Annotated in this window: 21 protein-coding genes; 6 read left to right on the top strand and 15 right to left on the bottom strand. The window is 73.1% G+C overall.

Going from position 1 to position 26274, the window contains the following annotated elements; all coding sequences use genetic code 11:
* Nucleotides 1-211: 211 nt before the first annotated feature.
* Nucleotides 212-997: a DUF4184 family protein gene (locus tag O7598_RS09560; protein ID WP_269690952.1), complete on the bottom strand. Its 786-nt coding sequence runs from the start codon at nucleotides 995-997 to the stop codon at nucleotides 212-214.
* A gap of 22 nt (nucleotides 998-1019) precedes the next feature.
* Nucleotides 1020-1718: an HAD family hydrolase gene (locus tag O7598_RS09555; RefSeq protein WP_269690951.1), complete on the bottom strand. Its 699-nt coding sequence runs from the start codon at nucleotides 1716-1718 to the stop codon at nucleotides 1020-1022.
* Between the two features lie 210 nt (nucleotides 1719-1928).
* On the opposite strand from O7598_RS09555, the gene O7598_RS09550 reads away from it, so the two are divergent.
* Nucleotides 1929-3245, top strand: coding sequence for a hypothetical protein (locus tag O7598_RS09550; protein ID WP_269690950.1), 1317 nt, complete (start codon nucleotides 1929-1931; stop codon nucleotides 3243-3245).
* A gap of 43 nt (nucleotides 3246-3288) precedes the next feature.
* Here O7598_RS09550 and O7598_RS09545 read toward each other — a convergent pair whose 3' ends face one another.
* The gene (locus tag O7598_RS09545; protein WP_269690949.1) at nucleotides 3289-5991 is read right to left on the bottom strand and encodes an MGH1-like glycoside hydrolase domain-containing protein; all 2703 of its coding nucleotides are present in this window, start codon (nucleotides 5989-5991) and stop codon (nucleotides 3289-3291) included.
* Nucleotides 5992-6033: 42 nt separating this feature from the next.
* On the opposite strand from O7598_RS09545, the gene O7598_RS09540 reads away from it, so the two are divergent.
* The 4 genes from O7598_RS09540 (at nucleotide 6034) to O7598_RS09525 (ending at nucleotide 13064) form a co-directional block, all read left to right on the top strand.
* Entirely contained in the window at nucleotides 6034-7977 is a 1944-nt protein-coding gene (locus tag O7598_RS09540) for an amylo-alpha-1,6-glucosidase (protein WP_269694824.1), read from the top strand.
* Between the two features lie 130 nt (nucleotides 7978-8107).
* Nucleotides 8108-9433: a glycosyltransferase family 4 protein gene (locus O7598_RS09535; RefSeq protein WP_269690948.1), complete on the top strand. Its 1326-nt coding sequence runs from the start codon at nucleotides 8108-8110 to the stop codon at nucleotides 9431-9433.
* Nucleotides 9434-9507: 74 nt separating this feature from the next.
* Nucleotides 9508-12114: a serine/threonine protein kinase gene (locus O7598_RS09530; RefSeq protein WP_269690947.1), complete on the top strand. Its 2607-nt coding sequence runs from the start codon at nucleotides 9508-9510 to the stop codon at nucleotides 12112-12114.
* 140 nt (nucleotides 12115-12254) lie between these two features.
* The gene (locus tag O7598_RS09525) at nucleotides 12255-13064 is read left to right on the top strand and encodes a metal-dependent hydrolase (protein WP_091066633.1); all 810 of its coding nucleotides are present in this window, start codon (nucleotides 12255-12257) and stop codon (nucleotides 13062-13064) included.
* 212 nt (nucleotides 13065-13276) lie between these two features.
* On the opposite strand, the gene O7598_RS09520 is transcribed toward O7598_RS09525, so the two are convergent.
* The 9 genes from O7598_RS09520 to O7598_RS09480 all read right to left on the bottom strand — a co-directional run bounded on the left by O7598_RS09520 (nucleotide 13277) and on the right by O7598_RS09480 (nucleotide 22121).
* A complete protein-coding gene (locus O7598_RS09520; protein ID WP_269690946.1) occupies nucleotides 13277-13999 on the bottom strand; it encodes a VOC family protein in 723 nt (240 codons plus the stop codon).
* A gap of 135 nt (nucleotides 14000-14134) precedes the next feature.
* Entirely contained in the window at nucleotides 14135-14467 is a 333-nt protein-coding gene (locus O7598_RS09515; RefSeq protein WP_269690945.1) for a TfoX/Sxy family protein, read from the bottom strand.
* Nucleotides 14468-14514: 47 nt separating this feature from the next.
* Complete coding sequence (locus O7598_RS09510) at nucleotides 14515-15108, bottom strand: nucleotidyltransferase family protein (protein WP_269690944.1); 594 nt, start codon at nucleotides 15106-15108, stop codon at nucleotides 14515-14517.
* A gap of 143 nt (nucleotides 15109-15251) precedes the next feature.
* The gene (locus tag O7598_RS09505) at nucleotides 15252-16955 is read right to left on the bottom strand and encodes a bifunctional 3'-5' exonuclease/DNA polymerase (RefSeq protein ID WP_269694823.1); all 1704 of its coding nucleotides are present in this window, start codon (nucleotides 16953-16955) and stop codon (nucleotides 15252-15254) included.
* 101 nt (nucleotides 16956-17056) lie between these two features.
* Nucleotides 17057-18013 (bottom strand): carbohydrate ABC transporter permease, encoded by a 957-nt coding sequence (locus O7598_RS09500; RefSeq protein WP_442929844.1) that lies wholly within the window; start codon nucleotides 18011-18013, stop codon nucleotides 17057-17059.
* A gap of 13 nt (nucleotides 18014-18026) precedes the next feature.
* Nucleotides 18027-18968 carry a carbohydrate ABC transporter permease gene (locus O7598_RS09495; protein WP_269690943.1) on the bottom strand — a complete coding sequence of 314 codons (942 nt, stop codon included), beginning with the start codon at nucleotides 18966-18968 and terminating at the stop codon, nucleotides 18027-18029.
* A 22-nt stretch (nucleotides 18969-18990) separates the two neighbouring features.
* Nucleotides 18991-20403, bottom strand: coding sequence for an N-acetylglucosamine/diacetylchitobiose ABC transporter substrate-binding protein (gene ngcE / locus O7598_RS09490; protein WP_269690942.1), 1413 nt, complete (start codon nucleotides 20401-20403; stop codon nucleotides 18991-18993).
* Between the two features lie 24 nt (nucleotides 20404-20427).
* The gene (locus tag O7598_RS09485) at nucleotides 20428-21177 is read right to left on the bottom strand and encodes an SIS domain-containing protein (protein ID WP_269690941.1); all 750 of its coding nucleotides are present in this window, start codon (nucleotides 21175-21177) and stop codon (nucleotides 20428-20430) included.
* On the bottom strand, nucleotides 21174-22121 hold the full coding sequence (locus O7598_RS09480; RefSeq protein WP_269690940.1) for a MurR/RpiR family transcriptional regulator: 948 nt from the start codon (nucleotides 22119-22121) through the stop codon (nucleotides 21174-21176). Before O7598_RS09480 ends, O7598_RS09485 begins: the two co-directional genes overlap by 4 nt.
* Nucleotides 22122-22279: 158 nt before the next feature.
* Here O7598_RS09480 and O7598_RS09475 point away from each other — a divergent pair, with 158 nt between their 5' ends.
* Entirely contained in the window at nucleotides 22280-23269 is a 990-nt protein-coding gene (locus O7598_RS09475; RefSeq protein ID WP_269690939.1) for an N-acetylglucosamine kinase, read from the top strand.
* A 595-nt stretch (nucleotides 23270-23864) separates the two neighbouring features.
* On the opposite strand, the gene O7598_RS09470 is transcribed toward O7598_RS09475, so the two are convergent.
* The 3 genes from O7598_RS09470 to O7598_RS09460 all read right to left on the bottom strand — a co-directional run bounded on the left by O7598_RS09470 (nucleotide 23865) and on the right by O7598_RS09460 (nucleotide 26269).
* Nucleotides 23865-24368: a hypothetical protein gene (locus O7598_RS09470; RefSeq protein WP_269690938.1), complete on the bottom strand. Its 504-nt coding sequence runs from the start codon at nucleotides 24366-24368 to the stop codon at nucleotides 23865-23867.
* Nucleotides 24369-24455: 87 nt separating this feature from the next.
* Nucleotides 24456-25361 (bottom strand): carbohydrate ABC transporter permease, encoded by a 906-nt coding sequence (locus O7598_RS09465; protein WP_442929843.1) that lies wholly within the window; start codon nucleotides 25359-25361, stop codon nucleotides 24456-24458.
* On the bottom strand, nucleotides 25358-26269 hold the full coding sequence (locus tag O7598_RS09460) for a carbohydrate ABC transporter permease (RefSeq protein ID WP_269690937.1): 912 nt from the start codon (nucleotides 26267-26269) through the stop codon (nucleotides 25358-25360). The genes O7598_RS09465 and O7598_RS09460 overlap by 4 nt, the downstream gene beginning before the upstream one ends.
* Between the last annotated feature and the right edge of the window lie 5 nt (nucleotides 26270-26274).

The raw sequence follows: 26274 nt of genomic DNA, 5'->3' as shown, positions 1-26274 counted from the left end.
CACGCCGGGCTCCATTCGGCGAGCCGGTTCGCCCGCACTCAGCTCCACGGTGCTCTTACCACCGGACTCCGGTGCGCTCCCACCTCACCCCGACGAGGCGTGAACGCCGGCTCAGGTTAGGCAGGTTCGCCCAGGCCGGACAAGCCGCGGACGGGACCGACGGGCTGTGATTGATGTCAATGCCGAAAAGCGGCATGTCGACGTAACAGGGTCAGCCGATCGGGCGCTGTTCGTCTTCGAGACGCCGGTTGCGACCGGCCTCCCGGGGCGGCGCGGAGCGGGCCGCCGCGGCGCCGGCCATCAGCGCCAGCGCGCCGAGGTGCAGCACGCGCACGCCGGCCGGCGCGGCGGCGGTGGCCGCCGGCAACCCGGGCAGCAGCAGCGCCCCCAGTGCGGTGACCGCGAGCGTGACCCGCCAGAACACCAGCGGGTTCGCCGGCACGGCCGGTGGGATCTCGCCGTCGAAGATCTCGCCGCGACGGGCCGCGTACACCGCCACGACGGCCACCAGCAGGCCACCGCCGAGGCTGGCGATCACGTCCGCGAACTGCCACCAGTACAGCCCGGTCAGGGCGTGGAAGTCGGCGATGCCGAGCAGCCGCGGCAAGCGCTCGGAGTGGGTGATCCGGTCCCAGGCGACGTGGCTGAACGCGCCGATCAGCGCCGAGCAGACGGTGACCTGCCAGGGATGGCGGACGCCGGCCAGCGCGGCGTACTGCGGCCAGCCGAACAGTCGCGGTGCGGGCAGGTGCACGGCGATGCCGGCGACCACCCGGCGGACGATCCAGGCGTACGCGAGGGCGACCGGCAGGCCCCACCAGATCAGCCCGCCGAGCGTGTGCGTGCGCATCCCGAGGTCGAAGCGGGTGCCGGCGACCAGGTAGCCGACGTCCGGCGCGACCGCGCCGGTGGCCAGCGCGACTCCGTCGAACCAGTGCGGGCGCCACCACTTCAGCGGCAGCACCGGCGCCAGGTGCGAAGGGAACGTCAGCGGCACGTCCCGGACGTTACCGGCCCGCTCAGAAGTGTCGGACCAGGTCGGGAAAGGCGGCGAGCCGGATCACCCCCGGGTCGGACGGATCCAGCTCCTCGTGCTCCAGCACCCAGGTGTTCTCGTTGGGGATGAACACCGCGTTCATGCCCGCGGCCCGGGCGGGCAGGATGTCGGAGCGCGGCGAGTTGCCGATCATCCACGCCCGCGCCGGGTCGAAGGCGTGCTCGCGGGCCAGCCGGCGGTAGGTGTCGGCGTCCTTCTCCGGCACGATGTGCGCCGCACGGAAGTGGTGCAGCAGCCCGCACGCGTCGAGCTTGCGCTGCTGTTCCTCGCGCTCGCCCTTGGTGAGCAGCAGCAACTCGTGGCGGGTGGCGAGGTCGTCAAGCGTCTCCGCCACTCCCGGCATCAGCTCGACCTGGTGCCCGACCAGCGCGACCGCGAGCTGCTCGATATCGGCGCGTTCGGCCTCGGTGGCGGGACGCTCACGCAGCTTCTCCAGGCAGTCGGCGAGGCTGCGCAGGAAGATCTTGCTGCCGTACCCGTGGGCCAGCGCGTTGGCCCGCTCCACGTCGTCGAGCACGGCCCGCAGCTGCGCCCGGTCCAGGGTCGGATGGTCGAGCCAGGTGAGGAAGTCCTCGATCACCCGCTCGAAGAGGACGTTGTTCTCCCAGAGCGTGTCGTCGGCATCGAAGACCAGCACGTCGGCCTCCCGGCGCTGTCCCATCGCGCACCCCTCCCCCTTCGCGGCCCCGCCACCGTACTACTGCAAGGAGGGGGCCCCCGCTTAACGTTTTCGGTAGAGGAGGGGCCCCCTCCTGACCCGAGGCGTTAAGAGGGGGCCCCTCCTTTCATGCCGGGTGGGTCGGCCGGTCGGTGGGCGGTTCGAGGCGGCTACCCGACTGCGGAAATCCTGGTCGGGCGGGATGCTTCAGCGATGACCACCCCATCCGTTCCGGCCCGGGTCGGGCGCCGCGCGGCCCTCGCCGGGGCGGCCGCGCTCGCCGTCGCCGGTGGCGCGTTCCCGGCGTCCCCGGCCCACGCCGTCAACGCCACCCACTCCACCGTGGTCGGCACGAAGCCGGCGGCCTGGACACCGCACGCGCTCGACGGCACCGTGTACCGGATCCTCCAGGTCGGCAACCGGGTCTACCTCGCCGGCTCGTTCACCAAGGTCCGCAACGCGAACACCAGCGCGCAGCTCGCGATGCCCCGGCTGATGGCGTTCGACGCCACCACCGGCCGGATCGACACGACGTTCAAGCCGGTGGTCAACGGGACGGTGAAGGCGCTCGCCGCCTCGGCGGACGGCCGTTCGATCTACCTCGGCGGCGCGTTCACCACGGTCGGCGGGGTGGCCGCGCCCCGGGTGGCCCGGGTCGACGCGGTCACCGGTGCCCGGGTCGCCGGGTTCGCCCCGGCGGCGCTGAACAACCAGGTCAACGACATGCGGCTGGTCGGCACCCGGTTGCTCGTGGGCGGGGCGTTCCAGACCGTGGGCGGGGTGACCCGGCGGGCCCTGGCCGCGTTGAACGCGACCACCGGCGCCGCCGACGCGTCGGTGAATCTGCGGCTGGAGGGCCCCCGGGTCACCTCCTCCGGGGTCACCGCCCCGGTCAAGGTCGAGGCGCTGGACGTCTCCGCCGACGGCCGGCGCCTGGTCTTCGCGGGCAACTTCAGCTCCGTCGCCGGCCAGGTCCGGCACCAGCTCGCGGTGGCGAACCTGACCACGACGGGCGCCACGCTGTCCGGCTGGTCGACGACCCGCTACCAACCGCAATGCTCCAGGTCGATACCCACCTACCTGCGCGGGGTGGACATCTCCGCGGACGGCGCCTGGTTCGTGGCGGTCACGACCGGCGGGGCGTTCCCGGGCACGCTGTGCGACACCGCGACCCGCTTCGAGTTCGGCACGGAGACCGCCGGCAAGCAGCCGACCTGGGCCAACTACACCGGCGGCGACACCCTGCTGTCGGTGGCCGTCACCGGCGCGGCGGTCTACGTCGGCGGTCACCAGCGCTGGCTGGACAACCCGTCGGGGCGCAACTCCGCCGGCCCCGGCGCGGTGTCCCGGCCCGGCATCGGGGCGATCAACCCCACCACCGGCCGGGCGCTGGCATGGAACCCCACCAAGGACCGCGGGGTCGGCACCGCCGAGCTGTACGCCACCGACCGCGGCCTGTGGCTCGGCAGCGACACCGTGACGGTGGCCGGCGAGTACCACGCGCGGGTGGCATTCCTCCCGCTGCCCTGAGCGGCGAGGGCGGAGCGGCCGGACGGGACGCGCCGCGCGGCGCTCAGCGGCGCAGGGTGAGGATCAGGTCGGCGACCAGCGCCGTCCAGCCGGTCTGGTGCCAGGCGCCCAACCCGGCGCCGTTGTCGCCGTGGAAATACTCCGGGAAGCAGATCAGGTCCCGCCAGTCCGGGTGGGTCTGGAACAGTTGCGCCGCCCCGTAGATCGGCCGACGCCCCCACCCGTCCTGGGTGAACAGCGAGATCAGCCGGGCGGACAGGTCGTCGGCGATCTCGTCGAGGGTCCGCTTGACCCCGGAGCGGGTCGGGTACTCGACCTGGAGGTCGTCGCCGAAGAACGCGGCGTGGTCCCGCAGCGCGGTGATCAGCAGGAAGTTCGTCGGCATCCAGATCGGGCCGCGCCAGTTGGAGTTGCCCCCGAACAGGCCGCTCGTCGACTCGGCCGGCTCGTAGCCGACGCTGAACTCCTGCCCGCCGAGCGTGACGGTGAACGGCTTGTCCAGGTGGGCGCGGGAGAGCGTGCGCAGGCCGTACTCGGAGAGGAACTCGTCGGTGTCGAGCATCCGGGCCAGCAGCCGGACCATCTGCTCCGGGCCGACCATCGACAGCAGCCGCTGCTGGGTGCCGTCCGAACCGAGCCGGCGGCCGCCGATCACGTCGGCGTACTCCGGGCGGTTGGTGAGGAACCAGCGCAGCCGGGCGCCCAGTTCGGGCAGGCGACGCATGGTCCGGGTGGTCAGCCGGGTGACCGCGGCCAACGGCAGCAGGCCGACCACCGACCGCACCTTCAGCGGAACCTTCGTGCCGTCGGCCAGCCGCAGCACGTCGTAGAAGAACGCGTCCTCCGGGTCCCACAACCCCTGCTCGTACGCCGCCGCGGCGATGTACGCGAAGTGCTCGAAGAACTTCGTCGCGGTGTCCACGTACGCGTGGTCGTGCTCGGCCAGCACGATCGCCATGTCGAGCAGGTTGAGCGCGTACATGGCCATCCAGCCGGTGCCGTCGGACTGCTCCAGCGTGCCGGCCACCGGCAGCGCTGCCGAACGGTCGAACGGTCCCACGTTGTCCAGGCCGAGGAAGCCGCCCTCGAAGACGTTGTTGCCGCCGGTGTCCTTGCGGTTGACCCACCAGGTGAAGTTGAGCAGCAGCTTGTGCATCACCCGGGCGAGGAACTCGTGGTCGCGGGAGCCGTCGATCTCGAAGACCTTCAACGCGGCCCAGGCGTGCACCGGCGGGTTCACGTCCCCGAACGCCCACTCGTACGCCGGGATCTGCCCGTTCGGGTGCAGGTACCACTCGCGGAGCAGGAGCAGCAGCTGCTCCTTGGCGAACCCGGGGTCGACCCGGGCGATGGTCACGCAGTGGAAGGCCAGGTCCCACGCCGCGTACCAGGGATATTCCCACGGGTCCGGCATCGAGAAGACGTCGAAGCTGTTCATGTGCCACCAGGCGCTGTTGCGCCCGTGCCGGCGGCCGGCCGGCGGCGGCACCGACCCGGGGTCGCCCTCCAGCCAGCGCTTGACGTCGAAGTGGTAGAACTGCTTGCCCCACATCAGCCCGGCGATCGCCTGGCGGGCGACCAGGGCCTCGTCGGCGGTGGCCGCCGCCGGGATGACGCTGTCGAAGAACCGGTTCGCCTCGGCGCGGCGGGCCCAGAGCACGGTGTCGAACCCGTCGCCGAGGTCGGCCGGTGCGGGCGGGCCGGCCGCCGGCGGCGGCGCGGTGCGGGTCAGCCGCAGCCGGATCTGCCGCTGCCCGCCGGCCGGCACGTCGAGTACGTAGTGCAACGCGCCCTTGGTGCCGACGCGGTCCGGGTTGACGGTGGCGGCGCCGGCCACCACGTGGTCGTTGATCCCGTCCTTCGGGTACGCCGACCGGCCGGGCAGCCCCCACAGCCGCTCCGCGTTGGTCTCGTTGTCGCACACCAGCGGCGTGGGCTCGCCGTCGCCCTCCAGCAGGAGCTGGCCCAGCACCCAGTGCTCACCGACCAGCCGGGAACCGGCGCCGTGCAGCTGCGGCACCCGGTCGGCGCCGGGCAGCCCCCAGGACCAGGTGTTGCGGAACCAGAGCGTGGGCAGCACGTGCAGGGTGGCGTCCTCGTCGCCCCGGTTCGCGACCGTGACCAGCACGCACATGTCGGTCGGTGACGCCTTGGCGTAGTCGACGGTCACCGCCCAGTACCTGTCGTCGTCGAAGATGCCGGTGTCCACCAGCTCGTACTCGGTGTCGTCGCGGCCGCGCAGCGCGTTCACCGAGACCAGCTCGTCGTACGGGAACGCGGCCTGCGGGTAGTGGTAGCGCCAGCGCATCCACGAGTGCGTGGGCGTGCTGTCGAGGTACCACCAGTAGTCCTTGACGTCCTCGCCGTGGTTGCCGCCGTCGCCGCCGAGGCCGAACATCCGCTCCTTGAGGATCGGGTCCCGCCCGTTCCACAGCGCCAGCGCGAAGCAGAACGTCTGCCGGTCGTCGCAGACGCCCGCCATGCCGTCGTCGTTCCACCGGTAGGCTCGGGACCGCGCGTGATCGTGGGGGAAGTAGTCCCACGCCGTGCCGTGCTCGCTGTAGTCCTCCCGTACCGTCCCCCACGCCCGCTCGGACAGATAGGGGCCCCATGCGCGCCAGTCCTGCTCCCCGGCATCGGCCTGGGCGAGCCGGTGCCGCTCGGGGTCGGAGGTCGCGGAGGTCGGGCGGTCGGTGATCACCCGCACATCTTCGACGCCGCCGGGGTACTTCTCCACAGCGGCCATTGTCGTCGTGGCATGTCACACCTCGCTGCCGGTGGAGGAAAGTTGATCGACATCCGGTTCGGCCCGCAGGTCTGCGGGGAGCTGTCCACCGCCGCCGGGCGGGAATGGCTGGTCACGGACGGGCGCGGCGGCTACGCCATGGGCACCGTGGCCGGGCTGCGCACCCGCCGCTACCACGGGTTGCTGGTGGTGCCGGGTGCGACACCGGCGTCCCGCAAGGTGGGACTCGCGAGCCTCGACCCGGCGGTCACCCTCCCGTCCGGCCGGCAGGTCCGCCTCGGCGCGCACGAGTGGTCCTCCGGCGTGGTCGACCCGCGCGGCTTCGAACTGCTGGAACGCTTCGACCTCACCGACGGGGTGCCGCGCTGGCGGTGGCGGATCGGCGACGTGGTGATCGAACGGGAGATCGCCATGGCGTACGGCCGGTCCTGCGTGGCCGTGGTCCACCGGCTGGTCTCCGGCGGCCCGGTCCGGCTGGACCTGGCCGCGGCCTGCACCTGGCGCGACGCGCACGGCGAGCGGCGGGCCGACGGCCCGGCGCCCCGGCTCGAGCCGGTGGCCGGCGGCGCGGTCGTCGACGGCGCGTTCCGGCTCGCCGGGCCGGACTGGACCCCGGAGGGCCAGTGGTGGCACGGCGTCCGCCACCGGGCCGAGGCCGCCCGGGGCCTGAACCCGGACGAGGACCTCTGGTACGCGGGCCGGTTCTCCGCCCCGCTGGACACCGCCGGCGCGACGGTGGCGGTGCTGGCCTGGGCGGACGAGCTGACCGAGGAGCCGCCGCCGGCGACCGCCGTCGTCGAGGCGGCCCGCCGGCGCAACCGGGCGGTGGTGGCCGCCGCCAAGCCCGACGACGCCGTCGAGGCGACGCTGGCGCTGGCCGCCGACGCGTTCGTGGTCCGCACCGCGACCGGCCCGGACGTGGTGGCCGGCTACCCGTGGTTCGGCGCCTGGTCGCGGGACACCATGATCTCCTACGAGGGTTTGTTCCTCTGCACGAACCGCGCCGACGAGGGCCGGGAGCTGCTACGGGCGTACGCGGGCACGCTGTCGGAGGGCATGCTGGCGAACACCGCCGACACCGGCCGGGTCGAGCACAACACGGTCGACGCCACGCTCTGGTTCCTGCACGCGGTGAGCCGGCACGTCACCGTCACCGGCGACACCGACCTCGGCGACGAGCTGCTGCCCGCGCTGCACGGCATCGTCGAGGCGCACGTGGCCGGCACCCGGTACGGCATCGGCGTCGACCCCGCCGACGGGCTGCTCACCCAGGGCGGCCCTCCGGACGTGGCGCTGACCTGGATGGACGCCCGGGTGTACGGGGTGCCGGTGACCCCGCGTACCGGCAAGCCGGTCGAGGTCAACGCGCTGTGGATCAACGGGCTGGCCGGGCTCGCCGAGCTGACCGAGCTGGCCGGCCGCGACTCCACCGCCCTGTGGGACCTGCACGGCCGGGCCACCACCGCGTTCCGCGACCGGTTCCCCTCGCCGGCCGGCTGGCTGCACGACGTGGTGGACGCGCCGGCGCCGGCGTACCCGCTCGGCGGCGCCCCGCACCACGACGACGACCTGCTGCGCCCCAACCAGCTGCTCGCCTGGTCCCTGCCGCACGCCCCGCTGGAGGCGGACCAGGCCACCCTCGGCCGGCTCACCGAGGCGCTGTTCACCCCGCTCGGCCCGCGCAGCCTCGCCCCCGGCTCCCCCGGCTTCACCGGCCGGCACCGGGGCGGCCCGGCCGAGCGGGACTCCGCCTACCACCAGGGCACGGTCTGGCCGTGGCTGACCGGGCCGCTGCTCGACGCGTACCGGAAGGCGGGCCTGCCCACCGCGGACCTGCTGGTCGGCCTGGAGGGCCACCTGGTCGAGGACGGCCTGGGTTCGGTTAGCGAGACCGCCGAGGGCGCGGCCCCGCACGGCGCCACCGGCTGCCCGTTCCAGGCCTGGTCGGTGGCGGAGCTGCTGCGGGCGCGCCGGGCGCGCCGGTAACGCGTTACAGACCGGCAACCCGCGCGTCGCCGCCGGTTATCGACCCCTGGGCAGGATGGGTCACGACCCCACCGGACACCCTCCGCGGTGCCGTCTTCGGCGGGGACGACCACAACTCAAAGGGGGCCGCGTGTCAGCTGACGCCGAAGTGATCGACATCCAGCCCGCCCGGCGCCTGCGGGTGCTGCTGCTCTCCTGGGAATACCCACCGGTGCTGGTCGGTGGCCTCGGCCGGCACGTGCACGCGCTCTCGGTGGCCCTGGCCGCCGCCGGGCACGAGGTCACCGTGGTCACCCGGCACGCCGAGGGCGCACCCGTGGAGGAGTACGCCGACGGCGTCCGCGTGCTGCGGGCCGCCGAGGATCCGGTCCGGTTCCCGCTCGCCACCGACTCGCTGCTGGCCTGGACCATGGCGTTCAACCACACGCTCACCCGCACCGCCCTGCGCGCCGCCTCGACCGGCGCGTACGACGTGATCCACGCCCACGACTGGCTGGTCGCGCACACCGCCGTCACCCTGGCCGAACACCTGGACGTGCCGCTGGTCACCACCATCCACGCCACCGAGGCCGGCCGGCACCAGGGCTGGCTGCCCGGGGAGATGAGCCGCACCATCCACGGCGTCGAGCACTGGCTGAGCAACGCCTCGGCCCGGGTGATCGCCTGCTCCGGCTACATGCGCGAGCAGGTGTCCCGGCTGTTCGACGTGCCGGCCGGGCGCGTCGACGTGGTGGCCAACGGCGTGGACGACCGGGCCTGGCGGGCCCGCCCGCACGCGGTCGCCTCCGCCCGCGCCCGCTTCGCCGGCCGCGGCCCGCTGGTCGGCTACGCCGGCCGACTGGTCTACGAGAAGGGCGTGCAGCACCTGGTGGACGCCGTGCCGCGCCTGGCCGACCGGCACCCGGGGTTGCGGGTGGTGATCGCCGGGGACGGGCCGTACCGGGACGAGCTGGTCGACCGGACGCAGCGGCTGCGCCTGGGTGACACGGTCCGCTTCGCCGGTTTCATGGACGCCACCCAGCTGCCCGCCGTGCTCGCCGCCACCGACGCCACCGTGATCCCCAGCCTCTACGAGCCGTTCGGCATGATCGCCCTGGAGGCGGCGGCCGCCGGCGCGCCGCTCGCGGTGGCGCGCACCGGCGGGCTGGCCGAGATCGTCGAGCCCGGGGTGACCGGGGTGACGTTCCCGCACGGCGATCCGGACGCGCTGGCCGGCGCCGTCGATCGGCTGCTCGACGACGAGGTGTTCGCACGCCGGGTGGCCCGCAAGGCCCGCGCCATGGTGACCCGGCGCTACGCCTGGTCGGCCATCGCGACCCGCACCGCCGTCAGCTACGCCGCCGCCCGCCGGGAACACCACTCGTTCCAGGCCCGCCGGGCCGCCGCGCTGCTGGCCGGTGGCCGTCCGGCCGTCGCCATTCCGGAGGGAAACCTGCTGGCCGGCGCGGCGAGCTGAGGTCCGCCGCCCTGATGGGATAGGTCCGACCCGATCCGTTGGCTATTGTGGACCAACCAGCGGTGAGGAGTGCGGTGCGGGAAGTGGTGATCGCCGGACGGTACCGCCTGATCGACCTGGTCGGCCGCGGCGGGATGGGCCAGGTCTGGCGAGCTCGGGACGAGGAGCTTCAGCGCGAGGTCGCGGTGAAGCAGGTGCTGCCGCCGAACTGGCTCGCCGAGAGCGACCGCGACGAGCTGCGCGCCCGCACCCTGCGCGAGGCCCGCACGGCGGCCCGGCTCAACCACCCCAACGTGGTCCGGGTCTACGACGTGGTCCGGGTCAACGGCGACCCGTGGCTGATCATGGAGTACGTCCCGTCCCGCTCGCTGCAGGAGATCATCGAGGCCGACGGCCCGCTGCCGCCGCGGCGGGCCGCCGAGATCGGGGTGGCGGTGCACGCCGCGCTGCGCGCCGCCCACCGGGCCGGGGTGCTGCACCGGGACGTGAAACCCGCGAACGTGCTGCTGGCCCTGGACGGGCGGGTGCTGCTCACCGACTTCGGGCTGGCCGTGTTCGAGGGCGGCGACGGCGCCATGACCCGTCCGGGCCTGGTCCTCGGCTCCCCGCAGTACGTCGCCCCGGAGCGCGCCGCCGAGAGCGTGTCCAGCGTGGAGGCCGACCTGTGGTCGCTGGGGGCCACCCTGCACGCCGCCGTGGAGGGCCGTTCGCCGTACGCCCGCAGCACCGCGATGGCCACGCTGGCGGCGCTGGCCAGCCAGCCACCGGATCCGGCGCCGCACGCCGGCCCGCTGATGCCGGTGCTGGTCGGGCTGCTGCGCCGCGACCCGCGCAACCGGCTCGGCCACGACGACATCGCCCGGCTGCTCGCCGCCGCCGCCGAGACGCCCGCCGACGCGTCGGACCGGCCGGCCACCGCCGAGCCGGGTCGGGCCGGGCCGGGGGCGCCGTCCGGGCCCCTGACGGCCGGCCCCGGCCCGGCCGTCCCGCCGCTGACCGGCTCCCGCATCGGCGTCCCACCGGTTCCCCGGTCCGGGCCGGCCGTTCCGCCGCTGAGCGGCTCCAGCATCGCCGTCCCACCGGTTCCCCGGTCCGAGTCCACCGTTCCCTCGGCGGACGGAGCGGGGCGCCCCGGTCCGGGCGGCGGCGCGGTCGGACGCGCCGCTCCGCCGGCAGGCACGGTCGGACGCCCCGGTCCGCCGGCAGGCACGGTCGGACAGTCCGGTCCACCGGCAGGCACGGCCGGATCCACCGGTCCGGTGGCGGGCAGCTCCGGGCCGGCCCACGCCGGCGCGGGCGGGCAACCGGCACATCCGCGCACCGACAGGTCGGGTCGGCCCGAGCCGGACGGCTGGGCCGGCTGGGACCGCACGACCGGCTGGGACGGCACCGACGGCACGGAGGGCTGGGACTCCGGCGGGGACGGCGAGGACGCGGTGGCCCGACCGGCCGTCGGCTACCCGAACCTGATGCCGCCGGCCGCCGCCGCCCGGGCCTGGAGCCGGGCGGCCCGGCGCAGCGAGTGGGCGCGACCCGCCGAGGACGATCCGACCTCGGCCGACCCGGCGGAGGATCCCGGCTCCGACGAGCCGGACCGGCCGGAGAACGGCGGAACGGCGCGGGACACTCCCGACCGGCCGGTCGGTGCGCTGGGGCCCACGGTCCTGACCAGCTTCGTGGACCCGGGCAACCCCGCCGGCCCGGAGGGGCCGGCCGCGCGGGCCGACGCCGTCAGCCCGGTGCACACCCCCACGCCGGGCGGCATCCCCCCGCCGTCGCCGCCCCCGGTCGCCACCGGCGGTTCGCCCGACAGCGGCCGGCTCCGCGGCAGCACGGACAGCGGCGCGCTCGGCGGGGTACGCGCTCCGCGCGGCGGCCCGGTCCCGGGCGTACGCGCCCCCCACGACGACTCCGGCCCCGACGGAGGCGACGGCGGCACCGCCGGCGACCCACCCGCCGACGGTGGCGCCGGCCGCGGGACGACCCGACGTTGGGGCTTCGCCGCGGGTGCCGTGGTGCTGGCCGTGGTGGCGGGCGTCAGCACCGCGCTCGCCGTCGCCGACGACCACCCGCAGGACGGCGACCGGCACGGCGAGCAAGTCGGTCAACCCTGGCAGCGGCCACCCGGGCCGCCCGGCGGGGAGGCCGGGGTGCCACCACCGCCGTTTCCCTGCATCCGGCCCGACGTGGCGGGCACACCGGTGCAGAAGGGCCCGCCGCCGGCCGATCCGGCGGTGACGGTGCCCGCCGGTTGGGTCTGGCCCGCCGACACCGGTGGGTTCCACATCGCCCTGCCGGCCGGTTGGCTCCAGCTCCGCTCGGGCGACACCACCTGCTTCCAGGACCCGGCCACCCGGCGCATCCTGGGCGTCGAGCCCTACCCGGGTGGGGATCCGGTGGGTCGGCTGCGTTCGGCCGAGCGGGACCTCAAGGCCGCCGGGCGGCTCCCCCAGTACGACAAGGTCCGACTCGACGCCGACGGCGAGGGCGCGGAGTGGGAGTGCCGCTGGACCGCGCCGTACGGCGAACGCATGCACGCGCTGCGGGTGCTGCCCGGCGAGGAGGCCGGGTGGACGCTGGGCCTGACCACGTCGGAGGCCGACTGGGCCGCCGCCGACGAGCAGTTCACGCTGATCCGGGACAGCGTCCGGCCGATCCGGCCGACCCGTACGGCGGGCTGACCGGCCCGCGTCCCATCGCCGACAGTCGGCACCACCGCGCCCACCTGTGCCGACATACTTCCTGATGCCCCGCCGTCGCACCGACTGACTACAGTGGCGTAGTTTCTGTCGATCAAGATCTCTGGGGAGGGCGAGCCGAGATGATGGGACCGTCCCACGCGCTGTCCGGCGCGGCGGTGTGGTTGACCGGCTCCTGGGCGCTGGACCAGTTCGCCGACTATCACCAGACGCCGCTGGCGCTGGCGGTGGGCACCGCGGTCTGCGCGGGCGGGGCGCTCTTTCCCGACCTCGACCTCTCCGGCAAGGTCACCCGCAACCAGGGCGGCGCCACCGTGGCCCGGACGTTCGGCGTGTTCAGTCTCTTCGTCGCCGAGGTGATGGAGAAGATCTCGCTCGGCGTCTACTACGCGACGAAGCTGAGCAAGGACCCACGCCGCAACAACGGGCACCGCACGCTGACCCACACCGTGCCGTTCACGGTGCTGGTCGGGTGGGGCACCACCGCGCTCTGCGCCCACTACGGCAAGTGGGCGGTGGTCGGCATCCTGTTCTTCATGATCGGTCTGGCGCTGCGCGGTCTCTTCGACGAATGGGCCGAGCGCGCCGGCTGGGTGGTGGTCACGCTGGTGTCCGCCGCCGCGGCCTGGTTCACCTTCGCCAACCTGCCCGGCGACCGGGGCTATCCGATGATCGGCCTGGCCGTCGGCGTGGGCTGCTTCGTGCACATCCTCGGCGACATGATCACCCGGGCCGGGGTGCCGATCCTCTGGCCCATCCCGATCAAACGGCGGATGTGGACGATGATCGGGCTGCCCAACAGCATCGCGCTGCGCACCGGCAGCAAGGCCGAGACGGTCGTGCTGCGGGGGGCGCTGACCGTGCTGGCGGTGCTCGCCGCGCTGGGTCTGGTCGCGCCCTCGGTGCTGCAACGCTTCGACATCCAGGTCTGACGGCAAGCGTCGCCTCGGTCCTCGACGGCACGCGTCGGTCACGACGAGCACGGCGCCGGGGCCGGGATCCGGGGCCGCTGGTCTGGAGCCTTTCGAGCTGACAGCACGAACGACTCAACGCCGACGGGACAGCCGAGTCGTTTCCGCTCTCAGCTCCAAAGCGTCTCCGGACCAGGTGCGACGCCTTCGGGTCATCCCGGGTTCGGCTCGCACTACCGGGGCGTGAGCACGCAGAACTCGTTGCCGTCGGGATCGGCCAACCCCACGTCGTCGGCGGTGTGCCGGCCGGTGCCGACCCGGGTCGCCCCCAGCGCGAGCAGCCGGTCGACCTCCGCCTCCCGGTCGCCGCCGGCCGGGGGCGCGAGGTCAAGGTGGATGCGGTCGCGGCCGTGCCTCGGCATCAACGGTGGACCACTCCAGGTGATCTTCGCGCCGCCGCGCGGCGACTGGATCGCGGTCTCCTCGTCCTGGTCCCAGACCAGCGGCCAGCCCAGCGCCTCGCTCCAGAAGTAGCCGGCCGCCTGCGAGCCGTCGCAGTTCACCGCACCGACGAACCCGCAGCCGGCGAGAAAGTTGTTGCCCGCCTCGACGACGCAGAACTCGTTGCCCTCGCCGTCGGCGAGCACCACATGGCCCTCGTCGCCCTTCTGGCCGACGTCGGCATGCCGCCCGCCCAGCTCGATCACCCGGGCCACCGTCTCGCGCTGGCCCCGCGGTGACGCGCTGGTCAGGTCGAAGTGGATGCGGTTCTGCGCGACCTTCGGCGTCACCGTCGGCAGGAACCGGATGCGGAGGCCGGCGTCGCCGTCGGGCGGCAGCGCGATCCCCTCGTGCGGGTCGTGGGCCACCTCCCGGCCGAGCAATCCGGCCCAGAAGCGCGCGAGCCGCAGTGGCTCCCGCGCGTCGACACTGATCGCGAAGAGGTCGATGGTCATCGCGGCGTTCGTCTCCGATCCGCTGCCCGGCCCCGAGGGCGGCCCGGCCGACCACACGGGCAGCGACCCGGCCGGCTGGGCGCCGAGCCTAGGGCGCAGCGGCCGGCGGCGCAGCCGATTAACCGGGCGGGCGGGTCACTTCGCCGGCAGGGCGCCCGCGGAGCGCACGCCGCGCTCGACCCACCGGGCCAGATCGGTGTCGCGCTCGCAGGCCGACGGGTCCACGGTGACCCAGCCGCGCATCGGTCGCCCGCGCATCACCGTCGCTTCGGCGCCGGGCTCGGCGAGCGCCCGCTCGGACTCCGCCGGGTCGACGCGCACCATCAGGCCGCCCGCGCCGCGGACCACCACCGCCATGTTGCCGCGCAACATCATCGCCAGGCCGCCGAACATGCGCCGCTCGGCGAGGCCGGGCTCGCGCCCGACCAACTCCCGCACCCGGTTCGCCAGGTCCTCGTCGTACGCCACGTCGACATCGTGGCACCCTGGTCCGACATCCGGAGCGGTGATCCGCCTCAGGCGCCGATGCGCTGCTCGGGCACCGACAGCCCGTAGAGCGCCATCAGCTCCGGGCTGTCGATCCGGCTGCCGTCGGCCACCGCGTCACAGGCGATGTCGACGATCTGGTCCTTGTGCGCCAGCAGGTACGGCCGGGCGCCGACGTCGGCGCTGGCCAGGGTGGCGATGCCGGGCCAGTGCCGGCGGCCGAAGAGCATCGGGTAGTTGCGCAGGCCGTCGTAGGTCGCGCAGACCAGCGCGTCCGGGTAGGGCAGGGCGGCCACCCGGCGGACCGCGGTGGCGCTCAGCCCGGGCATGTCCACCGGCACCACGACGACCGCCTCGATGTCGTCGTCGGTCAGCGCGGCGAGCCCGGCCCGGATGGAGGAGCCCACGCCGGTCCCCCAGGCGCGGTTGACCACGACCGTGGCGCCGGTGAGGTCGGTGGTCTGCCGCACCTGCTCGGCCGCCGCGCCGAGCACGACCACGACCTGCGCGCAGCCGGCGTCGACCATCGTGTCGATCATCCGGCTGACCAGCGGCTTGTCGCCCTGGTGCAGGAGCGCCTCGGGTCCGCCGATGCGGCGGCCGCCACCAGCGGCGATGATCATTGCAGCGATCCGGTTCAGCGGTGCCCCCTCGACCAGGGGGACGGACCGGGCACAGCAGCGCCCGGTCCGTCCCGTCGTACGCACACCGGGCCCAACGAGCGCGCTCGGGAGCGGGTAGCGGGGCAAAACGGAAAATTGTGTGGCTATGCCGCATCGGCGTAGCAGTCCACCGTGGACAGGTCGAGCGGGAAACGGACCGGCGTGTCGCCGAACAGCAGCCGGGTGGCGCGCGCGCCGGCGGCGGTGACCGCCTCGGTGACCGCGCCCGCCTCCTCGACCGGGCAGTGCACCATCACCTCGTCGTGCTGGAAGAAGACCAGCTCGCCCCCGGTGCCCGCCAACTCGGTGCGGAGCGTGGCCAGCAGCGTCGAGGCCCACTCGGCGGCGGTGGCCTGGATGACGAAGTTGCGGGTGAAGCGCCCCCGGGAGCGGGCGGCGCGCGCCGACGGGCTGTGCCGATCCACCTCGCCGTCCGGCGCCGTCTCGTCCCCGTCGGCGAAACCCACCGCACCCGGCGGGCAGGTGCGGCCCAGCCACGACCGGACCAGCCCGCCCGCCTCGCCGGTGCGCGCCGCCGCCTCGACGTAGCCGAACGCGGTCGGATAGTTCTTCCGCAGCACCGCCAGCGCCGGCACCGCCGCGCCGCCGGTCTGCCCGTACATCGCGCCGAGCAGCGCCACCTTCGCCCGGGCCCGGTCACCGGCGAAGGCGTCGCGGGCCAGCGCCGCGTAGAGGTCGCCGGCACCACCGGCGGCGGCCAGCCGCTCGTCCCCGGAGACCGCGGCGAGCACCCGGGGTTCGAGCTGGCCCGCGTCGGCCACCACGAACGTCCAGCCCGGGTCCGCCACCACCGCCCGCCGGATCACCTTCGGGATCTGCAACGCGCCGCCGCCCCGGGTCGCCCACCGGCCGGAGACCACGCCGCCGGGCACGTACTCCGGGTGGAACCGGCCGCCGGACACCCAGGCGTCGCGCCAGGCCCAACCGTGCGCCGTCCAGATCCGGTAGAGCTCCTTGTATTCCAGGACCAGTGGCACCGCCGGATGCTCCACCCCGCGCAGCACCCACGCCCGGGTGTTCGGCAGCTCCACCCCCGCCCGGGCGAACGCCCGCAACAGCTCCGCCGGCGAGTCGGCGTGCAACCGGCGTACGCCGAACGCGGCGGCGATCCCGGCCTGGAGATCGGCCAGCCGGCGGGGTGGCCCGCCGACCGGGGACGCGTCGCCGAGCAGCTCGGCCAGGATCGCGTCGTGCACGTCGACCCGCCAGGGCAGGCCGGCCGCGCCCATCTCGGCGGCGATCAGCGCGCCGGCCGACTCGGCGGCCACCAGCAACCGGAACCGGCCCGGGTGCTCCGTCCCGGCGATCCGGGCGAGCTGGTCGGCGTACACCCGGGTCAACGCCGTGATGCCCGGGCCCGGCGGGCCGGACGGCGGGTCGAACAGCGCGGCCTGGCCGTGGCCGGGCGGCTCCGGCGCCCGGGGTGCCGGGTCCGGCGGGACCGGCGCGCCGGTCAGCCGGGCCCAGGCGGCCGCCAGCGCGCGCGGCTCGCCCCAGCGGCCCGCATGCCCGAGCAGCAACGCCTCGGTCAACTCGACGTCGTGGCAGCGGTCGAGCCGGACGCCGGCGCGCAGCAGCGCCGGATAGACGCCCGCGCCGGCACCCCACACCCAGCGGGGCCGGTCGACGGCCTCGCGGGCGGCGACCGCGGCGGCCAGGTCGGTGACCTCCTCGGCCGGGCCGGCCGGGCGGCCGTCGGCGTGCAGCGGTTGCAGCACGCCGCCGCCCCGCTCGCCCGCCACCACCGCCACCAGCACGGACGTGATTCTGCCTCGCCCCACCGACAGCTCGGTGCAAGGAAGGGCCCCCTGTTAACGCCTGCGGTAGAGAAGGGCCCCCTTCTCACCACAGCGTGTTAAGAGGGGGCCCCTCCTTACACCGGAGGCGGTTACTTGCCGACGCCTGCGGTGAGGCCGGACTGCACCTGACGCTGGAAGACGATGTACACGATCAGCACCGGCAGCATCGCCATCGTGACGCCGGCAAACAATCCGGACCAGTCGGACTTGTAGCCCTGGTTGACCGACAGCTCGATCAGCCCCTGCGCGATGACCTGGTGCTTCGGCTCACCGGCCACCGACTGCATGAGCAGCGTCGGCAGGTACCACTGGTTCCACTGGCCCAGCACGTTGAAGATGCCGATGCTGATCAGGCCCGGCTTGGCCATCGGCAGCATCACGCTGAAGAACGTACGGGTGTGCGAGGCCCCGTCGACCTGCGCCGCCTCGGCGATCGAGTCGGGCAGCGTCCGGAAGAACGAGTGCATGAAGAAGATCGTGAACGACAGCGACCAGGCCACGTAGACCAGGATCAGCATCAGGTGCTTGTTCGGGCCGAGCAGCGGGAAGCTGATCCCGGTGTTGTAGACGCCCTTGAACAGCGGCACCGCTGCCAGGTAGATCGGCAGGGTCAGCCCGGACAGGAACATGTAGTAGATCAGCCGGTTGCCGCGGAAGGAGAACCGCGCCAGCGCGTACGCGGCCATCGAGCCGAGCAGCATGGTCAGCGTGACGCTGCCGGCCAGTACCAGCACGGTGTTCAGGAAGAACGCGCCCAGGTGCCCCTCGGTCCAGGCCCGGCCGAAGTTCTCCCAGTGCAGCTTGTCCGGGATCAGCGAGAGCGGCTTCCGGATGACCTCGGAGTCGTCCTTGAACGACGACATCACCACCCACAGCAGCGGGTAGATCACCATCAGGGTCCACACCACGAGGAACACGTGGGAGAAGCCGTTGAAGATCCGGGAGCCGACACCGCCGTGGTGCCGCTCCCGCTGGCGTACGGGGGCGGGGCCGGATCCGGTGGCGGCCTTGTCGGCCCGGTCGAGACCGTGCGTCGCCGTGCTCATCGCCGCGCCTCCTTCAGTACTCGATACGGTCACGACGGGTGATCCTCAGCTGCAGTGCGGCGAGCAGGATCGTGAAGATGGCGAGCGCGACACCCATCGCGCAGGCGTAGCCGAACTGGCCCTTCTGGAACGCGGTGAAGTTGAGCACCGACGCGAAGATCTCGCTGGCGTGGTTCGGCCCGCCCTGGCTCGGCGTCATGACGAAGACCAGGGCGTACATGTCCAGCGCGATGAAGCCGAGGTAGACCCAGGCGACCGAGATGGTGTCGCGCAGCAGTGGCAGGGTCACCTTGAAGAACGTGTGGAACCGGCCCGCGCCGTCGAGGATGGCGGCCTCGTAGATGTCCTTCGGGATCGACTGCATGGCGGCGGAGAAGAGCACCATGTAGAAGCCGGCCCCGCTCCAGACCGCGATGAGCAGCAGCCACCAGAGCACCGCCGGGATGCCGAGGAACGGCTCCGGGTCGGCGGTGAAGGCGATCGGGTTGTCCGCGTCCACCAGACCGATCTTGATCAGCAGACCGTTGATCAGCCCCTGCTCGTCGCTGCGGTAGATCTGCTGCCACATGACCGCGACCACGACCAGCGACAGCACCTGCGGGAAGAAGAAGATGACCTTGTAGAGGGCCGATCCGAACACCCCGCGGATGCCGGCCCTGTCCTCGCGCCCGCCCACGTTGAGCAGGAACGCGAGGAGCAGGGCCAGCCCGATGGTGAACAGCGGCACGGTGACCAGGAAGAAAACGTTGTGCCAGAACGCCTTCCGGATCAGTTCGTCGGAGAACAGCCGGACGTAGTTGTCCAGCCCGACGAAGCGCTGGGAGTCCGAGTACCCACCCCAGTCGGTCAACGAGTACCCGGCCGCCTGCGCGAACGGCCACACCACGTAGAACAGGTACAGCGCGACGGGCAGGGCCAGGAAGCCCGTGACGAAACGCGCGACTCCGTGCCGCATTGGACTCACTTCCTCGACGAGATCAGGCGGTGCGGGTCTGCTTCTTGATCGACGAGTCCTTGGCGACCTTGTCGGCGGCCGCCTGCATCTTGTCGACGAACTGCTGGGCGGTGAGGCGGCCGGCGAAGAGCTCCTCGGAGAGGTTCTGGCTCTCCTTGTCCAGGTCCGCGTAGAAGTCCGGGAACTTGACCGAGATCAGGTCCGAGCTGCCACCCTTCACCACGGCGTTGGCCGAGGCGAGCGCGCTGTCCTGGACCTTGTCGCCGGAGCCCTTGGTCGAGGCCAGCGACTTGGTCAGCTCGGCGAACTTCGCCGAGCCCTCCTTGGAGAGGATGGCCCGCAGGAACTCCTTGGCGGCCGCCTTGTTCGGCGCCTTGCTGGGCACCACGAAACCCTCGCCGGAGGCGGCGAAGACGTCCTTGGCGGCCTTGTCGCCGCTGTTGCTCCAGTAGTCCGAGAGGGTCAGCTCGAAGCCCGGCGGGATGGTCGCCGCCATCTCGTTCTTCAGCCACGTGCCGACCTGGATGAACGCGGCCTTGCCGTCCAGCCAGGCCTGCTGCGACTGGGTGTGGTTGAGCTTGCCCGGCAGCAGCAGCTTGTCCTTGACCAGCTTCTCCCACGGCTGGAGCGCGGCGACGATGCCGTCGGCCTTCCAGGCGCCGTCCTTCAGGTTGTCGATGTCGATGACGGCCTGCTTGCCGACCGCCTTCCAGATGCTGGCGAACAGGCCCCAGCGCGGGTAGTAGCCGTGGATGGCGTCGTGCACGTACGGCGCCATGCCCTTGGCCTTGATCTTCGGCGCCAGGGCGAAGAACTCGTCCCAGGTGGTCGGCGCCGTCCAGCCCTCCTTCTTGAACAGCGCGGCGTTGTACCAGTTGCCCCAGACCGTGTAGGCGACGTTCACCACGTAGAACTTGCCGTTCTGGGTGCCGTCGCCGACGGTGCCGGGCAGCAGCGAGTCGCCGACCGTCCCCTCACCGTCCCACGCGGGCGCGGTGAGCAGGTCGTCGAGCGGCTCGATGGCGCCCTCGTTGATCAGCGTGCTGCGGTCCATCATGTCGGCGCCCGAGTTCATCACCAGGTCGCTCGGCTGCGTCGCCATCTTGGGCTGCTCTTCGGTCTTGATCTTCTGGGTGGAAGACATGTTGACCGTGACCTTGGGGTGCTTGGCGTTGAAGACGACGGTGTCCTCCTTGGCCCACTGGTCGCCCAGCCCGCCGTTGAAGACGACCACCTTGACCGCGCTGTCGTCCTTGACGCCGAACGGGTTGTCCTTGCTCTTGGCCGCGCCGCCGCCGCTGTCGGACTTGCTCGGCTCGCTGCCGGCGCAGGCGCTGAGCAGGCCGGCCGCCGGGACGGCCAGCAGGCCGACCGCGCCGGCGCGCTGCAGCAGGGTCCGACGGCTGAGGTCGGACTTCTCGGGGGTAACCGACATCTTGTCTCTCCTTGTGGTGTCGGGTCAGGCGGTCCGCCGGAGGCGCCCGGCGTACCGCGACTCGAGGGCGAGGTTGTGCTCGTCCCCACCGGGGACGTTGGCGGAGAGGTAGACAGGGGGTACCTCTCCGGCCTGGTGGAACCGTCGTACGACCTCGGCGGTCAGCAGCTGCGCGAGCAGCGCCGCGGTGACCGACGAGACCGCACAGACCGCGCCGCCGCCCTCGAGCGGCAGCAGTGCGTCGCCGTACGGCGCGCCGTTGTCCAGCACGACGTCGGCGAGGTCGGCGAGCCGGTGCCCGGAGGGGTGCCGAGGGGCGACCCGGGCGGTGTGCTCGACCGAGGTGACCGCGATCAACGGATGGCCGCCGCGCTTGACCAGCATCGCCAGCTCGACCACCGAGCCGTTGATGCCGGACTGCGAGGCGACCACGAACACGTCCTCCGGCTGCGGCGCCGCCAGGGCGAACAGCCGGTGCGCCACCTCCGGGTCGCGTTCCAGCTTGGGGTCGGCGAGCACGTCGCGGGGCGCGTCGCCGTGCAGCACGAGGTCGTGCAGGGAGAGCCGGTTGGTGGGGACCAGGCCGCCCGCCCGCGCGACCAGCTCGGCGGCGAACGCCTCCGAGTGGCCGGCGCCGAACGCCTGGAGGACGCCGCCGGCGCGCAGGCCGTCGGCGATCAGGCCGGCCGCCCGGTCCACCACCACCGCCTGGCTGTCCACCAGCCGGTCGAGCACCGGGCGGACGGCGTCCGCGTACCCCTGGGCACTGATCATGAGAGGGACCCCTTCGCGGCCTTGTGCCCGTCGACGGCCTGGGCGGTACGCCGGAAGGCCGCGTGGGCGCGGTCGTGGGTGCGCTGCGCCACCGCGATGTAGAGCAGGTCGAGCACGACGAGCTGCGGGTGCCGGGCGGAGAGCGCGTCCGGCCGGAAGGTCGTCGCCTGGCTGGCGGTGACCAGGACGATGTCGGCGAGTTCGGCCAGCGGCGAGCGCGGGAAGCCGGTCAACGCGACAGTGGTCGCCCCGCGGCTGCCCGCCTCGGCGAGCAGCTCGATGGTCTCCCGGGTCTGACCGGTGTGCGAGATCCCGAGGGCGACGTCGCCGACGCCCAGCAGCGCGGCGCTGGCCAGCCCTTCGTGCACATCGCTCCAGGCCCAGGCCGCCACCCCGATGCGGTGCAGGCTGAACTGCATCTCCTCGCCGACCAGGGCGCTGCCGCTGGCGCCGAAGATGTTCACCCGGCTGGCCCCGGCGATGGCCACCGCCGCCCGTTCCACCTCGCCCAGGTCGAGCAGCGCGGCGGTGTCGTGCATGGCCCGGGTGTCGGCGGCCATGATCTGGTCGAGCACCCGGGACAGCGGGTCACCGGGCTGGATCTCCCGCCCGATGTCGACCGTCCAGCCGGCGGAGCGGGCCCGGCCGGTCTCCGCGGCGATGCCGAGTCGCAGGTCGGCGTAGCCCTCGAACCCCATCGCCCGGCAGAACCGGGTGATGGTCGCCGGCGACGTGCCGCTCCGCTCGGCCAGCTCGACGATGGTCGCCCGGGCGGCTGCCTCCGGGTCGCTGAGCACGTGCTCGGCGACCCGGCGCAGCGCCCCGGTCAGCTCACCCACGCCGGCCCGGACCCTGGCCAGCACCCCGTCGACGCCCCGCCGGTCGGCCGGAGCGGTTTCGACCACCGCGGTCGCCGCGGAGGTCTCGACGTCGTGCTCGGCCATCGGCGGAAGCCTTTCGGAAAAGAGTGTTAACTGTTAGTGGTAAAAGTTCTTACTGAAGGCCCCTCCGTGTCAAGACCGTGGGCGAAGTTTTCAAACTGTTACCTGCCGCACCGCCGCGATCTTGCGCGCGGCGGGCCCGGCCGGACAGCATGAGGACCATGTCGGACACCGTCGTGGTCGGCCTCGACGTCGGGGGTACGTCCACCCGCGCCACCGCCCTGGGCCTCGACGGCGCACGCCTGGGTGCCGGCCGGGCCGGCGGCGGCAATCCGACCAGCCACGGCGCCGAGCGGGCCGCCGCCGAACTGCTCGCCGCCCTGCGCGCGGCGCTCGCCGACGTCGACCCGACCCGGGTACGCGCCGGCGTGATCGGCCTTGCCGGCGCCGGCCGCCTCCTGGCCGACCCGCAGGGGCGCGCCGCGTTCGACCGGGCCTGGGCCGACGCGGGGCTGCGCTGCCCGTACACGGTGCACGGCGACGCCCTGGTCGCCTACGCCTCCGGCACCGCCACCCCGGACGGCACCGTCCTCATCGCCGGCACCGGCGCGATCGCCGCCCAGGTCCGCGACCTGCGTCTGGACCGTACCGCCGACGGCCACGGCTGGCTGCTCGGCGACGCCGGCTCCGGGTTCTGGCTCGGCCGCGAGGCGGTCCGCCGGCTCCTGTCCGACCTGGACCGCGCCGAAGCACCGGGCGAACTGGGCCGCCGTGTCCTGGCGGAGCTGACCGGCAGCGGCGAGGTGGCCGTCCGCCCTCGGGCGACAGTCGACGCCGTGGTGCAGGCCGTGACCCGCCGCCCACCGGTGGAACTGGCCCGCTTCGCGCCGCTCGTCGTCGAGGCGGCCCGCGCGGGCGAGCCGACCGGCGCCGCCCTGATCGCCGAGGCCGCCGCGCTGCTGGCCGAGAGCGTCTCCCGGATCCGCCCCGCCGACGCCTCGGATCCCGTGGTCCTCGGCGGCGGCCTGCTCACCGGCGACACCCCCCTGGCCGCCGCCGTCCATGCCGAGCTGACCCGCCGCTGGCCGGCCGCGCCACTGCACGGCGCCGGCGACGGTGCCGCCGCCGCGGCCTGGCTCGCCGCCCGCGACCTGCCCGAGGTCGCCGACCCGACCGCGTTGCACGCCCGGCTCGTCCCCCCGCCCGCCTGACCCGCGCCCCGCGCCCCGCGCCCCGCGCCCCGCGCCCCGCGCCCCGCGCCCCGCGCCCCGCGCCCCGCGCCCCGCGCCCCGCGCCCCGCGCCGACGGATGGTAGCCCTCCACCTCCCTTTGGAGTTGAGAGCACGCACGACTCAAAGGGCGGTAGCGGCGCGTGAGTCGTTCCTGCTCTCAGCTCCAAAGGCGTCCGAGAGTCGCCGTCCGGGTCGCAGCGGGAGGGCCTGCTGGCGCCTACGAACTTGATGACGCCGGTGATTCAGCAGCGGGCGGGCCGCCGTGAGTCATCCGCGTCATCAGGTTCGTGTGGGCGCGGACCGGCCGCCGGTTGCTGCCGGTCCACGGGCGTCCGGAACGGGCCCGTCGGCGGAAGGGCGCGGGCGGTGCGGCGGGGGCCGCCCCGTCGAGCCGTTGATCGGGTTGCGGAACGGCCCGGGAACACGCTCATACACCCGGGCGCCGCCCGGCCGATCTGATCGGAATCGGTCGGCGCGCACCTCGCACCCTGATCGGCACCGGCACCGGTGGGAGACGCCTCCGGTCAGACGCGACGAGGGCCGGCCGACAGATCGGCCGGCCCCCGGAGTCCGCTCAGGCGTTCGCGTCGCCCTGCTGCCCGGGGTGCCACCCCTGCGGCGCCACCTGGCCCGGCTGACCGGCGTGCGGCGGGTACGCCCCGCCCTGCTGCGGGGCGCCATACGGGGCCGGCTGGCCCTGCTGGGGGGCGCCGTAGGGCGCGGGCTGACCCTGGGCAGGCGGGAAGCCGGGGGCCGGCTGGCCGTGCCCGGACGGCGGGAACATGCCCTGCTGCGGCGCGCCCGCGAACTGGTGCGCCGCAGCCTGCTCGCGGGCCTCCTTGCGGGCCTTCACCGCGCGCACGATCAGCAGGATCGGCAGGATGAAGACGTAGAAGAAGATCCGGTAGTCGCCGCCGTCGAAGAGGAACAGCAGGTAGAAGCCGTAGGCGAAGAAGGCCAGGCCGACGACCACGTTGAGGATGCGCGAGCCGGTCCCCTGCTCCTTGATGGCGACGCCGACGGCGACCATCGCGATGCCGCCGAGCAGCAACAACAGCGTGTAGATGAGAAAAAACATGGAAGTTCCTGTCAATAAGATGAGTGTGCCGGCCCACCTTATTGGAGCGCGATCATCCGCACCGCCCCGTTGCCTGTGGCAACAACCTCACTTGAGCTGCCCGGCGGTCAGGCCGGCCTGGATCTGGCGCTGGAAGGCCACGTAGACCACCAGCACCGGCAGCACCGCGATGGTCAGACCGGCGAAGAGCTGGGCGTAGTCGCCGGCGTACCCCTGGCTGACGGCCAGCGAACTCAGCCCCTGGGCGAGCATCCGGTTCGGCCCGTCGCCGGGGATGAGCACCTGGGGCAGCAGGAACTGGTTCCAGTGGCTGAGGAAGTTGAAGATCCCCACACTGATCAGTCCCGGACGCGCCATCGGCAGCATCACCCGGAAGAAGAGCCGGAAGTGGCCGCACCCGTCGATCATCGCGGCCTCGGCCACCGAGGTCGGCAGCGTGCGGAAGAACGCGGTCAGGAAGAACACCGTGAACGGCAGCGAGTACGCCGTGTAGACCAGGATCAGGCCGGGCCAGGTGCCGAGCAGGCCGACGCTGCGGACCACGAAGAAGAGCGGCACCAGGGCCAGGAAGACCGGGAACATCATGCCGCCGACGAACAGGTAGTAGACCACCTGCCGGCCACGGAACTCGTAACGGGCGAAAACGTACGCGGCGGTCGCGCCCAGCAGCATGGTCAGGCTCAGCGAGCCGGTCACCACCACCAGGCTGTTGAAGAAGAACCGGCCGATGTGGGCGTTGGTCCAGGCGCGCGCCCAGTTGTCGAACCGCAGCGCCTCGGGCAGGCCCCACGGATCGGCGATGATCTCGCCGTTGCTCTTCAGCGAACTGAGCAGCATCCAGGCCAGCGGCAGGATGGTCATCGCCGCCCAGAGCAGCAGGAAGCCGTGCGAGAAGACGTTCGCGACGCCCGTCTCGCGGCGCGGCGGGCGGTCGGCCGGGGCGGCGTCGCGCGGCGCGGCGGCGGTCGCCGCACCGGTTTCCACTGTGGTCACGAGTACTCGATCCGATCACGCCGGGCGGTCCGCAGCGCCAGCACCGCCACCGAGAGGGTCAGGAAGAACATGGCCACGCCGATCGCCGACGCGTACCCGAACTTGTTCTCGCTGCCGAACGAGGTGTCGTACATCCGCAGGCCGATGACGTCGGAGGAGAAGTTCGGCCCGCCGTTGGTCATGAGCTGCACCAGGATGAAGCCGTCCAGCGCCGCGATGGCCAGGTAGATCCAGGCCACCTGGATGGTGTCCCAGAGCAGCGGGATGGTGATCTTCCGCAGCATGGTGGCCCGAGACGCGCCGTCGAGCAGCACCGCCTCGTAGATGTCGCGCGGGATGGCCTGCATGGCGGCGCCGAACAGCACCACGTAGAACCCGACGTTGCTCCACACCATCACCGCGAGCACGCACCAGAACGCGAACCGCGGGTCGCCGAGCCAGGCCGGCGGGCTGGCCAGCCCGACCGCCCGCAACGCGCCGTTGAGCAGGCCGCTGGTCGGGCTGTAGATCTCCTTCCACAGCAACGCGATGATCACCACGGAGAGCACCTGCGGGAAGAAGTAGACCAGCCGGTAGACCGCGGTGCCGCGTACCCCGGTCACCCCGGCGCGGCCCTTGCGGCCCCCCATGGTCAGCATGCTGGCGAAGAAGAGACCCAGCGCGATGGTCACCACCGGCACCACCGCGAGCAGGATCGCGTTGTTCTTCAACGCGTTCCAGACGTACCCGTCGTGCAGCAGGGTGCGGAAGTTCGCCAGGCCGACCTGGTCGGCCTGCGCGGAATAGCCCAGCCAGTCGGTGGTCGAGATCTGGAACGCCTGGAGGTACGGCGAGAGCACGAAGATGCCGTAGATCGCCAGTGGTGGCAGCAGGAAGCTGAGGATCAGCGGGAGTCGGCCGTGTCGCATCCGAT

This window comes from Micromonospora sp. WMMC241, assembly GCF_027460165.1.
Lineage (GTDB): Bacteria > Actinomycetota > Actinomycetes > Mycobacteriales > Micromonosporaceae > Micromonospora > Micromonospora humi.
The sequence above is the reverse complement of the archived record's forward strand: the minus strand, read 5'-3'. Positions and strand labels throughout refer to the sequence as shown.

Excerpts from the sequence above, each read along its gene's own strand:
- O7598_RS09555 (WP_269690951.1), bottom strand. The coding sequence starts at position 1,718 with ATGGGACAGCGCCGGGAGGCCGACGTGCTGGTCTTCGATGCCGACGAC.
- O7598_RS09495 (WP_269690943.1), bottom strand. The coding sequence starts at position 18,968 with ATGCGGCACGGAGTCGCGCGTTTCGTCACGGGCTTCCTGGCCCTGCCC.
- O7598_RS09470 (WP_269690938.1), bottom strand. The coding sequence starts at position 24,368 with ATGTTTTTTCTCATCTACACGCTGTTGTTGCTGCTCGGCGGCATCGCG.
- O7598_RS09485 (WP_269690941.1), bottom strand. The coding sequence starts at position 21,177 with ATGATCAGTGCCCAGGGGTACGCGGACGCCGTCCGCCCGGTGCTCGAC.
- O7598_RS09545 (WP_269690949.1), bottom strand. The coding sequence starts at position 5,991 with ATGGCCGCTGTGGAGAAGTACCCCGGCGGCGTCGAAGATGTGCGGGTG.
- O7598_RS09475 (WP_269690939.1), top strand. The coding sequence starts at position 22,280 with ATGTCGGACACCGTCGTGGTCGGCCTCGACGTCGGGGGTACGTCCACC.
- O7598_RS09460 (WP_269690937.1), bottom strand. The coding sequence starts at position 26,269 with ATGCGACACGGCCGACTCCCGCTGATCCTCAGCTTCCTGCTGCCACCA.
- O7598_RS09550 (WP_269690950.1), top strand. The coding sequence starts at position 1,929 with ATGACCACCCCATCCGTTCCGGCCCGGGTCGGGCGCCGCGCGGCCCTC.
- O7598_RS09480 (WP_269690940.1), bottom strand. The coding sequence starts at position 22,121 with ATGGCCGAGCACGACGTCGAGACCTCCGCGGCGACCGCGGTGGTCGAA.
- O7598_RS09510 (WP_269690944.1), bottom strand. The coding sequence starts at position 15,108 with ATGATCATCGCCGCTGGTGGCGGCCGCCGCATCGGCGGACCCGAGGCG.
- O7598_RS09520 (WP_269690946.1), bottom strand. The coding sequence starts at position 13,999 with ATGACCATCGACCTCTTCGCGATCAGTGTCGACGCGCGGGAGCCACTG.
- ngcE (WP_269690942.1), bottom strand. The coding sequence starts at position 20,403 with ATGTCGGTTACCCCCGAGAAGTCCGACCTCAGCCGTCGGACCCTGCTG.
- O7598_RS09500 (WP_442929844.1), bottom strand. The coding sequence starts at position 18,013 with ATGAGCACGGCGACGCACGGTCTCGACCGGGCCGACAAGGCCGCCACC.
- O7598_RS09525 (WP_091066633.1), top strand. The coding sequence starts at position 12,255 with ATGATGGGACCGTCCCACGCGCTGTCCGGCGCGGCGGTGTGGTTGACC.